Origin of the sequence: Nonomuraea sp. NPDC049480, assembly GCF_044465905.1 — a bacterium.
Lineage (GTDB): Bacteria > Actinomycetota > Actinomycetes > Streptosporangiales > Streptosporangiaceae > Nonomuraea.
The window spans coordinates 706,107-718,638 of record NZ_JBITMD010000001.1 but is presented as its reverse complement, the minus strand read 5'-3'; the positions used below and the strand labels follow the sequence as shown (position 1 = coordinate 718,638).

The following is a 12,532-nucleotide window of genomic DNA, read 5'->3' as shown; positions in this document are numbered from 1 at the left end:
CCGCTGACGGATCGTCCTGTGGCGGCGGGTCAGCCGGCCTTGCGGCCGGCCGGCGAGGTCAGGGACGCCACGGCGGACACCACTTCCGAGGCGTTGGACAGGTCGGGCAGCACGAGATCGGCGCCCGCCTCGCGCAGCTCCGTAGTCATCGAGCGGCCCGAGGCGACGCCGATCATGGCGGCACCGCCGATCTTGGCGGCCTGCGCGTCCCGCGTCGAGTCCCCGATCACCACGGTGTTGGCCGCCGTGAAGGCCGTCCCGAGACGCTGCTTGGCCCGTCCCTGGGCGACCTGCAGCAGCGTCGCCTTGGGGTAGGGCTCCTCGCCGTAGCCGCCGAGATCGAAGTCGATGTACTTGTCCAGCCCGAACGCCTGCAACTTGAGCACGGCGTTGCTCTTGATCGTGCCGGTCAGCACCGTCTGCGCCACGCCGTCCAGCCTGGAGACCGACCTCAGCGCGTCCCTGGCCCCGGGCATCATCCGCCCCTCCTTGGCCAGCCGCCCGCGCCGGTCGGCGAAGGCCGCGGCGAGCGCGGACAGGAACCTGGGCAAGTGATCGTCCTCGGCCTGGACGCCGTTGACGGCGAGCGTCTCGAAAACGATCTCCGAGTCCGGCCGGCCCCGCGGCGGCACGAGCTTGACCAGCGGACGCCCGGTCACGGCGCGGAACGCCTCGGCGTAGGCTTCTCTGGCCACGATGGCGACGTCGACCAGCGTCAGGTCGACGTTCCACAGCACAAGACGGTTGATGACAGCCTCCTGAAGGGGGACACCGCAAGGGTAAGGGCGGTGCCCCGCTTAGGGCCGCCGTCTGAGCGATTTAAGCATGCCGGACGGGATCTCGACGCCTATGCGTAGTCGAGGGCGTCGGCCAGGGTGTCCACCACCGGCAGCCCCGTGCCCTTCAGCTCGGCTCGCGTGGTCATCCCGCCGGTGTAGAGCACGGCCCTGGCCCCCACGTGCTTGGCCGCGAGCCCGTCATCCACGCTGTCGCCGATCACCAGGATCTCGCCGGGATCCACGCCGAGGGTCTGGATGTGCGCCGTCATGTGCGCGGCCTTCTCGCCGCCCGTGGTGCCGAGCAGCCCGTCGATCCTGGTGAAGTGCCTGGTGATGCCGAACGAGTCGACCTTGGGCACCAGGTGGGCGTGCGGCGCCATCGAGCAGAGCGACTGGGTGCCCGTCCAGCCGGCGAGCGCCGGCTCGGCGTCGGCGGCCAGCCCGCAGGCGTTGCTCAGCCGGAAGTAGTGCTCGTGGAACCCGTCGTCGAGCTGCTCCCACTCGCCCTCGTCCAGCGGACGGCCGAGCAGGCGCTCGTAGGCGACCCAGATGGGCCGCGTGTAGACGGCGCGGAAGCCGTCGGCGGTCAGCTCCGGCAACGCGTAGGGCCTGAAGACCTCGTTGGTGGCTCCGACCACGGCGTCGATGTCGTGGAAGAGCGTGCCGTTCCAATCCCAAACAATGTGCTTTGTCATCTTGCGTACAGCTTATGGGGCTGCCATGACATTCCGGTGAACGCCGAGGGGCCGCGACCGTCCCGGTCGCGGCCCCTCGGAAGCTCAGCGGCAGGCTCCCTTCGTGTCGGTCATGCCGAAGGCGCTCTTGCCGGAGCCGCTCTTGCCGGGGCCGTGCTGGACGTCCCACCGGATCGAGGCGCCGCCCCAGGCGCACATGTTGTTGGCCATGAGCATGTTGCCCCAGTGCCTGGTGCGGCCGGAACTGAAGCGGAAGGAGTCCTTCCTGCCGTCAGCCGTGCGCACGAAGATGGTCCCGGTCGCGGATTTAGGCGTTTTGGCCTCGATCCAGTTGGTCTTGCACTTGCCCGACCACATGAGCTTGAGCGAGCCGACCGGGCCGCGGTCCTTCCTGATGATCTTTGCGGTCTCGACCACGCGCGCTCCGCTCGCACAGCCCGTCTTGTACGGGTCCTTGTGGTCATAGTGCGAGAGCGTCTGCGCGCTGGCGGGGGAGCTTGCGATGAGGGCGACCGCCGCCGCCCCGATCGCGGTCGCCACAACTCGAAGCTTCACTTGGTACCGACTCCTTGCGTAAGAAAAACGTGCTGGGTCGGGACCTTAGCGAGAGTCGGTTCTGCAAGGTCAAGTAAAAGTGATCTATGTCATGATCCGAGCAGGTCGGGGATCTCCTGCGTCGCGTACCACATGAGCTCGTGCGCCTCCGCCCCGTCCACGGTGAACCGGGCGTCGTCGTCGCCCTGGTCCGAGGCGGGCAGCGCGCCGATCGCGGCCTCGATGTCGGCCACCGCGTAGAGGTCGTCGATGTGCACCGAGGCCACCTTGGCCAGCGGGATCGGCTCGGAGAGGCGCACCCGCGCGCGTTCCTCGAGATCGACGCCCATGGAGATCGAGGGATCCGGCACCTCGGCCGCCACCACCACGCGGCGGGGCGTGGCCTCGAGGCCGTCGGCGCGGTCGGCGGCCAGCATCCGCAGCGATGCGCGGGCCGCCTCGGTCAGTGCGACGTATTCGAGCTCCTCGGTGTCTCCCGAGGCGTACCACTCGGTCAGCGCGGGAGTCACCGCGTAGCCGGTCAGCGGGGCCGGGCCCAGCTCTCCCGCCTCGACCGCCCTCGCCAGGGCGGGCAGAGTGCACGGCAGATAGACGCGCATCACGAACCTTTCGAGCTTTGTGACCGAGCGGTTCCGCTCGGTGTGCCGCGATGGACGTCCCGGCTGCGCCGCGGATCCATCTCAGCGGGTAAGGGAACTATCATGCCCGCCGCAACGTGAGGCGTAGGAGAGACTCGAGTTCTGTGATGGTCGTGTCCGGGTCGCGGTGGTGGATTCCGGTCATGCCGAGCGTGCGGGCGGCCACGATGTTGGCCTCGATGTCGTCGATGAACACGCACTCCTCGCCCGGCAGCCCGACCTGGTCGAGCGCGTGGCGGAAGATGCGCGGCTCGGGCTTGCGCATGCCGACCTCGCCCGAGATCACCACCGCGTCGAAGAGCCCGTCCCACTCGTGGCGGGGGTACTCGTTGGACCAGGAGTTGGACAGCAGGCACGTCTTGACGCCGTGCTCGCGGACCTCGCGCAACATGTCGTACATCGGCTCCACCCGCTCGAACCCCGCGAACATCCGCTCGAGCAGTCCCTCGGCCACCGGTGGCACGCCGTCCAGGGTCAGCAGGCGGGCGGCGAGGTCGCGCTCGAAGGACGGGCCGTCGAGCTCGCCGCGTTCGAGGGCGTGGATGGTGCTCTCGCCGTCCACGCCGCGGTAGGCGTGCTCGATCATCTCGCGCATCACGTCGCGATAGTGAGTGCCGTCGATCCTGTCCGCCTGGATCCACTTCGCGATGGCGTCGGAGAGACCGGTCGTGAGCACCCCACCCCAGTCGATCAGCACACCCGTGACCACGACCACCTCCCAAATCCCGTTCTAGGGTAAGGCGTCCGCGGACTCGACCCGAAAGGCACTCCTCGCCACGGGCCGACAGGCCGTCCTCGGCCACCCCGCCCAGGAAGGGCGAGCGGCCGGCGGCACTCCATCGCGCGACGCGGCGAGCAGCCGGTTCCGGCCGGGTATGCGTGTCTCGTCTCCGGCTTCCGGTACGGCACGCTGCGCGGCCGGCCGTTGGAGGAATGCGTCCGGCTGGGGTCGATCGCCGGGGGAGCCGGGGGTCAGGTCTGGCCGAGGCCGAGGAGGGGCAGGCACTTCGCCAGACCGTGGATCTCGAAGCCTTCCGGCTCGGTCCAGTCCTCCACGGCGAGTCGGAAGCGCTGGCTGACGACCGGCGCGCCCTTGCGGTCGTAAATCGTGATCCCGTCCTCGCGGTAGCCGAGCTTGCGCGTCACCGCCAGCGAGGCGTGGTTGTCCTCGAACGCCTCCGTGACGGCATGCCGCGCGCCCACGCCGGCGAACGCCAGGTGCAGGACGGCCGTGCGCATCTCCGTGCCGATGCCCTGGCCGTGGAAGCGCCGGCCCAGCCAGGAGCCGGTGCTGACCTCGCGGGTGACGAGGAAATTCTTGCCCGCGATCTCCTGCGTGCCGACGACCTGGCCCTCATGCACGACAACGAGCGGCAGGGACCAGTCGGCCGACGTCAAGTCGCTCCATTTGCGGAAGTGGTACTGGATCGTGCTCCTGGCGCGCTCGGCCGGCTCGGTGTCCGACCAGGGCACCAGGAACGGCATGAACCCCTCCTCGTGGATGCCCTCGGCGGCGCGGTCGCCCAGCTCGTCGACGTCTTCGAGTGAGGGGATCCGCAGCACCAGGCGCGGTGTCGTGATGGAGAGGTCAAAGAAGGGCCAGTTACGCATACCCCGACATGTTCCCAGCGGCCCCTGCCGGGCGCGACCCATTTTCCGCCGCCAGATGCCCTAAAAGGCGAAATGCCCCAAAAAGCGAAATGTCGCATTTAGTGGATTTCTTCGTGCCGAGCTCTGGCCCTCGGCTGCGGCATGCCGTTCCCGGTGGGCGCCCGCCGGAGCGGGGTCGGCGGAGACGGTGAAGGCGGCGGAGACGGTCGTGTGGCGGCCGGCGGTCGGGGCCGGTGGGAGGCGCGGCATTGCCGCAACGGGCGGTTCTACAAGCCCTGGGAGAAGCGGAGCAGCCGGTCCGGATCGTAGGCGGCCCTCACCGCGGCCAGCCGCGCCGCGTTGGCGCCGTAGTAAGCATCTCGCCAATCCGTCAAATCGGGGTCTATGTAATTCACATAGGCATGATCTCCGAAATATCGGGACATATCGGCATGTACCTTACGGAGCCACGTCCGATCCATCCCTTCCTGGGAATACTGCACGCTGAACAGCGCCGCCCGATGCGGGAACGCCGTCGCCGTCGCGTTCACCCGGCCGATCGCACCGCCCATGGCGTCCATCAGCACCGAGTGCCGCCCACCGCGCGCCACCCCGTTCACCAGCGCCCGGACGCCGTCGGCCGACAACTTCTGGTACGCCAGATGCGACTTGGCGGCGAACGCCGTGCGCGGGATCCGCCGGCACTCGGCCACCGACCGCGACCCGCAGCCGCCCATGATCTTCATGGCCTCCAGATGGGAAACCGCCCGCACCGAGCGCGACGAGGGCCGGCCGGCCCCGGCCACGAGCGGGGCCAGCAGCCGGTCGAGCGCCGGTTTGCCGCCCAGGTACGCGCCGACGAGCTCCACGTTGAGTCCGCCCGCCGACCGCGCCAGATGCAGCGACGACCACAGCTCGTCGGGTGCCGACGGGGCCCACGACTGCCACGCCCGCACCGCGGCGCGCGCCTTGGACCACGGCCAGTTCAGGAAGAACACGGTCACGCCGCGGGCCTCGAAGGTCCTGAACGTGAAGGACACGGCCACGCCGAAGTTGCCGCCGCCCCCGCCCCTGCAGGCCCAGAAGAGGTCGGCGTGGTGGGTGGCGTCGCAGTCCAGCACGCGGCCGTCGGCCGTGACGACGCGTACGGACTCCAGCACGTCGCACGTGAGGCCGTGCTTCCTGGACACCACCCCGAGCCCGCCGCCCAGGGTGAGCCCGCTGATCCCCACGGTGGGGCAGGTGCCGGCGGGCACGCTCACGCCGTGGCGGGCGAGCCGGTCGTACACGTCGATCAGCTTGGCCCCGGCCCCGATCGTGGCCCGGCCGCCCGCATAGGCGACCGTGCTCATCCGGGACAGGTCGATCACCAACCCGGTGCCGGTGGACCAGCCCGCGTACGAGTGGCCGCCCGAGCGGGCGGTGACGGGGACGCCGCCCGTCCGCGCGAAGGCGAGGCACGCCGACACGTCGGCCGCGCTCTCGCAGTACGCGACCCCGCCCGGCCTGATCCGGTCGTAGGCCGGGTTGTACAGGCGGCGGGCGGCGGCGTACCCGGCGTCGCCGGGCCGCACCAGCGTCCCCTTCAGCCGCCGCCGCAACCGCGCCCAGTCTGGCGCGGTCAGGGCTGACGGCGCCGCGAGGGCCAGCGGGGCCATCGCGGCGACATGCAGAAAATCGCGCCGGACCATGGTCGTGTCCCGGCACGCCGAATCCCAGTGGTCCACGGACGCCTCCCACGCGATCGACAATCAACCGGTGAGACGCCCGGATCGCCCACCGGGTTCGTCTTCAAGAAGCCTGTCATCCAGGGATCAGCCAGCGGTCCCTCCGGCTCTCGAAGCGCCAGACCTTGACCCTAGCCGCGAGAGCCGCGGAATCGGTCCGGTCTTCGTCGTGCCGTCCTTCTTCACCAGCCGCAGCGGCGATCCGTTCGGCTTCGGGGCGGGCCCGCCATGTCCGTCCCCCGAAGAGAGCCTGATGGCCAGCGCCGGGCACATGTCGACGGCCCGCTGCGCTTCCTTGGCCATGAACCCGGGGATCTTCCTGAACGCCGGGAAGCCGTAGTCGTCCAGCTTCACGAACTCCGGCAGCAGATGTGCGCACAGCCCGTGCCCGATGCAGCGCGACCAATCCACCTCCAGGCGGTACTCGACCTCCTTCTCCCGCTCCGGCATCGGCATCACACCCAGCACCGGGCGCCCGCACGAGCCCTGCTCCAGGTGGAGGGTGATCTCGCTCTCGAACGCGTCCAGCGCCGACAGCACGAACTTCGCCGTGCCGTCCGGGTGGGAGCACGCGCCGCGCCGCTCCACCATGCGCACGGCCCGCCGGATCGCGTCCACCGAGCCGTTGCCTTCGGCGAGGTCGCACATGAGCCTGCCGATGTCCGGGAGGCCGAGGCGGCACGGGCCGCACTGGCCCGCCGACTCGGACCCCAGATAGGCGGCGACCCTGGCGGCCTCGCCCAGCGAGCACGTGGACGAGCCCACCGGGACGATGATCCCGGCTCCCAGGGTGGCCCCGGCCGCCTTCATGCCCTCGCGCGAGACCACGGCCCTCTGGACCGCCTCGGCCGACAGCCACGCGCCGTGATAGCCGCCGAAGAGCACGCCGTCGCCGATGTCGGCCTCGCACATGGCGAGAACGTCGGCCAGCATGACGCCCGTCGGCACCTCGATGACCGCGCCGTTGGCCGCGCCGCCGCTGACCGTGAGCAGGATCGTGCCCGGTTCCTTGGCCGTGCCGACCTCGGCGTACTTCTCCGGGCCGTACTCGGCCAGCAGGGCGAGCTGCGCGTACGTCTCCGTGTTGGACAGCAGGGTCGGCAGCCCGTCCACGCCGCTCTGCGCGGCCCGCCTCTTGCGGCCGGGCGGGATGCCCTCCTGGCCGTTCACGGCGTTGACGAGCGCGCCGCCTTCCCCGGAGATGAACCGCTCCTTGATGCCGACCACCCGGATCGGCACACGGCTCTCGGCGCCGCCGGCCACGTTGGCGGCCTGGCGCTCGGCCACGGCGGCGTTGACGGACGCCTCGGAGACCTCGCCTCCGGGCGTGGCGAGGACCACCTCGCGGGCCCCCAGAGCCTCGGCGGCCAGGATGGCGCCGTCGAGGACCAGGTGGGGGTTGCGGGTGAGCATCATGGCGTCCTTGGAGCTGGCCGGCTCGCCCTCAGCGCCGTTGATGAGGACGACGCACTCGCTGCGCATGCTGCGCACCGCGTCAGCGACGGCACGCAGCTTGCGCGCGAACGGGAACGCCGCCCCGCCGCGCCCGCGCATGTCCACCTCGTTGGCGTACGACATGAGCTCGTCCAGCGTGCGCGGCTCCGTCATGCCGTGGAGGGTGCGGTGGGCCGGCAGGTCGAGGCGCCGGGTGTGGTCGAGCCCGGCGGTCAGCCGTGCCGGACCCATGCGTAACACTCTTGGCACTCGAGCCGGAATCACGGTCGCTCCTTCGCGATTGCGGTCGGATTCATCCGGCCTCCCGGTATCTGCGCCGAGCCTCGGCGAGGCTCACCGGTGCGTTCTGTGCCGCGTTCTGTGCCGCTGCCGCCGCCGCGGCGGCAGCAGCCCCGGCGGCAGCGGCGCGGTTCGCCGCCGCGACCGTCTGCGGCCGCTCGGCGGGCACGGGCACGGCGACGGGGGCCGTCACCGCGGGCCCCGCGACCTGCTCGGTTACCACCGGCGGGCGGCGCATCGAGGCCAGCACACGTACGACCAGCGCGGAGCCGACCGCCGCCATGCTGGCCACGTACGACCAGGCCACCCACCCGGCCGGCGGGCGGCCGGCCGTCAGTCCGTGCAGGATCGCGACGGGCCAGGCCACGTAGGCGGCGGAGTGCAGCACCCGCCAGATCCATGGCCTGGCCCTTGCCGCGAAGCGCCCCCTCAGAATCCCCGTGACCACGGCCAGGATCATGAGATCGAACGCGAGTACGCCGAAGCCTTTGGCCACGCCCGCGATCGGGACCACCACCGCGCCTGGCGGGATATGTCCCAGACTGACCATGAGGGAGATGTGCGTGACCAGGAAGGTCATACCGATGATGCCGAAGGCCTTGTGGGCGAGCTGCGACCTGACGCGGTTGAGCGGCGACAGGAAGACTCGTTCGGTGGTGATGATGCCGAGCGCGACCGTCGCGGTCAGCGTCACCAGGGCGAACACGCCCATGTAGTACTCGAAGAAACCCACTGCCCGGCCGAGCAGCGCCATGCCGCGTTCCGTCCTGGTCACAGCGAAACCTGTGAGGACGAGGGCCATGAGCATGGCGCTGACGCCCAGCCGGATGCTTCGGTTATCCAGCTTGGTGGGCGTGTGCCGGGGGTGCCGTCTGTGGAGCATCAATGTTCCCCTCCAAGATCGGGTGAGGGTGCGACTCGGAAGGCTAGGCCCTTTAGGGGCGCTTTCTCAAGCCGTCAGCAACGACGACCCTGGTTGATGCAATCGACGACGGAGCGCATCAGGTTGTCGGGCATGACGTTGGCGAAGTCGGCGTGGTCGGTGATCGGGTTGTGCTTCTCTTCAGGGAAGGAGTCCACCGCGAACGACGGGCCTGGCGGCACGGAGTACGCGAGGGTCATGCGGAGCTGCGGGATCGCCTGGGTGCCCTGCGGACAGGCACCGTTCTGGCCTGGGAAGACCACGTGAGTGCGGTGGTTGGCACTGTCGGTGTTCTGTCCGTCCCAGCAGCTGGGGAAGTCCAGGATACGAAGAACCTGGCTACCGCGCGGGCAAAGCGGATATTTGTCAGGAGACACCCGGTTCTGGAATCCCGTGCAGCTCCATCCGGCACGCGCGTTGGCCGGGCCGTTCGTCACAGCCTTGGCGTCACCCATGATCAACCTGAGGAACCTCGGCATGGCCACGACCTTGGAGGTCGCGTTGCCGCGGAACTGGAGCTGCACCGAGCGGGCCGTCAACACCTGGCCGACGTTGCCGTCCGGGTCGTTGGAGTTCGCGTCGGACAGGCGGTCTCGGAGCACGGGCCAGAAGTACGTGGACTTGTCGCCCCGCTGGCAGGTGGTACCCGCTGCGGCAAGGCTCTCGTCGGTGGAGAATCCGTCCGTCGACAGGTTGCCCACGTAGTCGTGGAGGTGGTGCGCTCCGTTGCTCACGCCGGGGGCGACGATGAAGTTGTCCGGGTTGTTGTGGCGGTTCTCGTTCCTCCCGCACTGCGAGACGAAGGTGCCGCGGGAGCCGTCCCTGCCGACGCGCGCGTTGTCGAGCTGGCGCGGCTGGATCTGGCGGATGTCGACGAAGTCCTCAGGGAACGGGCCCAGGTCGGCGCACTCCTCGGGGTTCTCGGTCGACGTCGGGGAAGCCGACGGCGACGGCGAGGCGGTGTTGCCCGGGTTCTGGCTCTGGGTCGGCCTCGGGCGGCCGCGGCGGAGCGTCTGGTCGCCCTGCTCGTCCTCGGGGGCCGCGCTCTCCTGGTTCTGTCCCTGGTCCTGCTGCTGTCCCTGGTCCTGGTTCTGGTTCTGGTCGTCGGCCTCGGGCGAGGCGGCGGGGTCGAGCAGAGCGGCGCCGCCACCCTGGGGGGCCTGCTGGTCGGCGTCCTGCTGCTGGTCGGCACCTTGCTGCTGGTCAGCGCCCTGCTGGCCTTGGTCCTGCTGCTGGCCTTGGTCCTGGGTCTGGTCCTGCTGCTGTCCCTGGTTCTGGTCCTGCTGGTTCTGGTCTTGCTGCTGTCCCTGGTTCTGGTCCTGCTGCTGGCCCTGGTCTTGGTTCCGGTTCTGCCCCTGAGAAGCCTGTTCAGCCGGGGCGCAGTGGTCGGCGCGCGCCGGCCCGACGCCTATGACGGCCGCGGACACCAGTCCGGTGGCCGTCACGGCCATGGCGGACATGGCCGCGGCCATGCGTCTGGATCTCCTCATTTAGTGTCTCCTCTTTTCCTCAACCGCCAGAGCGACGGGTGGAGCGGGGGCGGGCGTCGGCGCCTCCGGCAGCTGGCCGTGATCGACCAGGCCGGTCGACTCCAGATACGTCATGTGGCGCATGACGAAGTTCATGCCTTCGCCTGCGAGCTTCCGTACCTCGGAGTTGCGGGTTCCAGAACGTACGCCCGCCACCACGGTGAACACCTTGCCGTGCGCGGCACGCAACAGGTTCACGTAGTCCTTGTCGAACGCGGGGCCGCTCTCGGAGGCCAACTGGGCCAGCCACTGCTGCTGGTCGGCGTTCGGCTCGTCAGGCAGGTCCACGCCCAGCTTCTTCGCGGATTGACGGACCAGGAGATCCAGCTTCCCGTGTTCGTCCTTGATCTGCCTGGCAACCTGCTTGACCCGTTGGGACTCCGCGCGCGTCTGCGCATAGTCCCCTGCCGGCATCTCCCAGAGGCCGGCCTGCCGCACCTTGACCAAGAGGTCGCGGTCGGCGGCGGTAAGCGGGCCGGAGGACGTCGTCGTGGACTGGGCCGCGGAATCGCTCGCGGATGGCATGACCAGCACGATCGTCGCCGCAGCCGCCAGCACGAAGCCGCCGAGCATGAAGACCTCGCCACGTAAAAGCCTGTGCATGGTCGGAGGTACGCGGGCAGCATGAGCCCGGTTCACCTATGGCCCGAGATAGTTAGAAATGACTGGAGTTATCGGAGTGGCTACCGGACCCATAACAAAGGTGTAAAGATGTGCCCCGTGCTAGGTCACCTCGACGGCAGGTTCGAGAGTGCGGATGCCGAGGCGGAGCATCGCATTGCGGTGCTTTACCAGGAGTTCGGCGGCCCTCTGCTGCGCCACGTACGTAAATCTACAGGTAACGACCTTCAATGGGCTGAAGACGTCGTGCAGGAGACGCTCGTCCGAGCCTGGCGGAACTCGGCAAGACTGCAATGGGAACCAGGCCTCATATGGGCATGGCTACTCACGGTAGCCCGCCGTATCGTCATCGACGGACGTCGACGGAAGAGCGTACGACCCCAGGAGGTTGAACCGCCCGAAGTCGACATGATGGCGGTGCCGGACGGCTCGGAGCGAGCTCTGTCAGCGATCGTTGTCGCCGACGCGCTACGCAGCCTGTCCGAAGAACACCGCGAAGTCATAGAGCAGACCTACCTTCGAGACCGTACGATTAATGAAGCGGCGGCGATTCTGGGGATCCCGCCGGGCACGGTGAAGTCCCGGCTCTACTACGGGATCCGGGCGCTCCGCGAGCAGTTGCGGGACAAGGGGGTAGCCGGCTGATGCATGACGAGGTGGCCGCCTATGTCCTCGGCGTCCTCGATGAAGAGGAGCACGAGGCGTTCGAGCGCCACCTCGATACGTGCGAGCAGTGCCAGGCAGAGCTGGTCGAGCTCGCCGAGTTGCCCGAGCAGCTCGACGAGCTCAAGAACACCCCCTCGGCCTCCGACGACGATCCCCCGATGTCGATGTCGCGTTGACGTCTATCACCTTTTCGGGTGGTATCGGTACGGCGAGGCGTTGCGTCCGGCGAACCACGGCCGGGCGGTTCAGGGGGAGGTGTTCAGTGGGCATCGACGGTGATGCGCACGGTCCCCCGCAGCGGCAGTTCGGAGAGGAAGGCGGCCGGCTGTCGTACGGCGGTTATCTCTGCCTGCCCGCGCTCCTCGCGCAACAGCAGCCTCAGTCCGAGGCTCCCGACGAGCTGCTGTTCATCACCACTCACCAGGTCTACGAGCTGTGGTTCAAGCTGCTGCTCCACGAGCTGGAGGCCACGCGCGCCGCCATGTTCGGCGGCGAGCTGTGGCAGGCCAGGCACCTGTTCCGGCGGGTGCACGCGGTCGAGCGGGTGATGATCGAGCAGATCGAGGTCCTGGAGACGATGACGCCCCAGGACTTCCTGGCGTTCCGCGCGAAGCTCGCGCCCGCCAGCGGATTCCAGTCGGTGCAGTTCCGCGAGCTGGAGTTCATCTCGGGGCTGAAGGACGAGCGCTACATCACCAGCTTCCGGCATGCCGGCGACACCGAGCTCGCCAGGCTGCGCCGGAGGCTGGAGGAGCCCACGTTGTGGGATGCTTACCTGGCCGCCCTCTCTCAGCGAGGCCTACCGGTCTCCGACGACGAGATCATGGCCTCGCTGCTGGCCGTGGCCAGAGACCGCCGGTCCTACGACGACCTGTGGCAGCTGGCCGAGGACCTCCTGACACACGACGAGACCGCCGCCCTGTGGCGGATGCGTCATGTCCAGATGGTAGAACGCCAGATCGGCACCAAGTCGGGCACCGGCGGCTCGACCGGCGCCCCTTATCTGCGCGATAGAACGCGCCTGCACTACTTCCCGCTGCTGTGGGAACTAAGGGCCTGGCTATGAACGGCCACGG

General features: G+C 69.1%; 14 protein-coding genes. 3 read left to right on the top strand and 11 right to left on the bottom strand.

The features are described from left to right. Positions 1-29: 29 nt before the first annotated feature. The 11 genes from ACIBX3_RS03380 to ACIBX3_RS03330 form a co-directional block, all read right to left on the bottom strand. Positions 30-737 carry an HAD family hydrolase gene (locus ACIBX3_RS03380; protein WP_397112585.1) on the bottom strand — a complete coding sequence of 236 codons (708 nt, stop codon included), beginning with the start codon at positions 735-737 and terminating at the stop codon, positions 30-32. A gap of 110 nt (positions 738-847) precedes the next feature. After that, complete coding sequence (locus ACIBX3_RS03375) at positions 848-1,474, bottom strand: HAD family hydrolase (protein ID WP_397112583.1); 627 nt, start codon at positions 1,472-1,474, stop codon at positions 848-850. A gap of 84 nt (positions 1,475-1,558) precedes the next feature. Then, on the bottom strand, positions 1,559-2,029 hold the full coding sequence (locus tag ACIBX3_RS03370) for a hypothetical protein (protein WP_397112581.1): 471 nt from the start codon (positions 2,027-2,029) through the stop codon (positions 1,559-1,561). Positions 2,030-2,118: 89 nt separating this feature from the next. After that, positions 2,119-2,628, bottom strand: a complete 510-nt coding sequence (locus tag ACIBX3_RS03365; protein WP_397112579.1) for a DUF6912 family protein — start codon at positions 2,626-2,628, stop codon at positions 2,119-2,121. A 100-nt stretch (positions 2,629-2,728) separates the two neighbouring features. Beyond that, on the bottom strand, positions 2,729-3,376 hold the full coding sequence (locus ACIBX3_RS03360; protein WP_397112577.1) for an HAD family hydrolase: 648 nt from the start codon (positions 3,374-3,376) through the stop codon (positions 2,729-2,731). A gap of 263 nt (positions 3,377-3,639) precedes the next feature. Beyond that, a complete protein-coding gene (locus ACIBX3_RS03355; protein WP_397112575.1) occupies positions 3,640-4,278 on the bottom strand; it encodes a GNAT family N-acetyltransferase in 639 nt (212 codons plus the stop codon). Between the two features lie 266 nt (positions 4,279-4,544). After that, the gene (locus ACIBX3_RS03350; RefSeq protein ID WP_397112573.1) at positions 4,545-5,984 is read right to left on the bottom strand and encodes an FAD-binding protein; all 1,440 of its coding nucleotides are present in this window, start codon (positions 5,982-5,984) and stop codon (positions 4,545-4,547) included. 87 nt (positions 5,985-6,071) lie between these two features. Beyond that, the gene (locus ACIBX3_RS03345; RefSeq protein ID WP_397112571.1) at positions 6,072-7,670 is read right to left on the bottom strand and encodes an NADH-ubiquinone oxidoreductase-F iron-sulfur binding region domain-containing protein; all 1,599 of its coding nucleotides are present in this window, start codon (positions 7,668-7,670) and stop codon (positions 6,072-6,074) included. Between the two features lie 61 nt (positions 7,671-7,731). After that, entirely contained in the window at positions 7,732-8,601 is an 870-nt protein-coding gene (locus ACIBX3_RS03340) for a hypothetical protein (protein WP_397112569.1), read from the bottom strand. A 74-nt stretch (positions 8,602-8,675) separates the two neighbouring features. Beyond that, positions 8,676-10,130 (bottom strand): DUF1996 domain-containing protein, encoded by a 1,455-nt coding sequence (locus tag ACIBX3_RS03335; protein WP_397112567.1) that lies wholly within the window; start codon positions 10,128-10,130, stop codon positions 8,676-8,678. Next, on the bottom strand, positions 10,131-10,742 hold the full coding sequence (locus ACIBX3_RS03330; protein ID WP_397112565.1) for a DUF4142 domain-containing protein: 612 nt from the start codon (positions 10,740-10,742) through the stop codon (positions 10,131-10,133). Between the two features lie 147 nt (positions 10,743-10,889). On the opposite strand from ACIBX3_RS03330, the gene ACIBX3_RS03325 reads away from it, so the two are divergent. From ACIBX3_RS03325 to ACIBX3_RS03315, 3 genes are all read left to right on the top strand, one after another. Continuing rightward, positions 10,890-11,435 carry a sigma-70 family RNA polymerase sigma factor gene (locus ACIBX3_RS03325; protein ID WP_397112563.1) on the top strand — a complete coding sequence of 182 codons (546 nt, stop codon included), beginning with the start codon at positions 10,890-10,892 and terminating at the stop codon, positions 11,433-11,435. Next, on the top strand, positions 11,435-11,632 hold the full coding sequence (locus tag ACIBX3_RS03320) for a zf-HC2 domain-containing protein (RefSeq protein ID WP_397112561.1): 198 nt from the start codon (positions 11,435-11,437) through the stop codon (positions 11,630-11,632). Before ACIBX3_RS03325 ends, ACIBX3_RS03320 begins: the two co-directional genes overlap by 1 nt. A gap of 86 nt (positions 11,633-11,718) precedes the next feature. Next, on the top strand, positions 11,719-12,522 hold the full coding sequence (locus ACIBX3_RS03315; RefSeq protein WP_397112559.1) for a tryptophan 2,3-dioxygenase: 804 nt from the start codon (positions 11,719-11,721) through the stop codon (positions 12,520-12,522). The last annotated feature ends 10 nt before the right edge of the window (positions 12,523-12,532 follow it).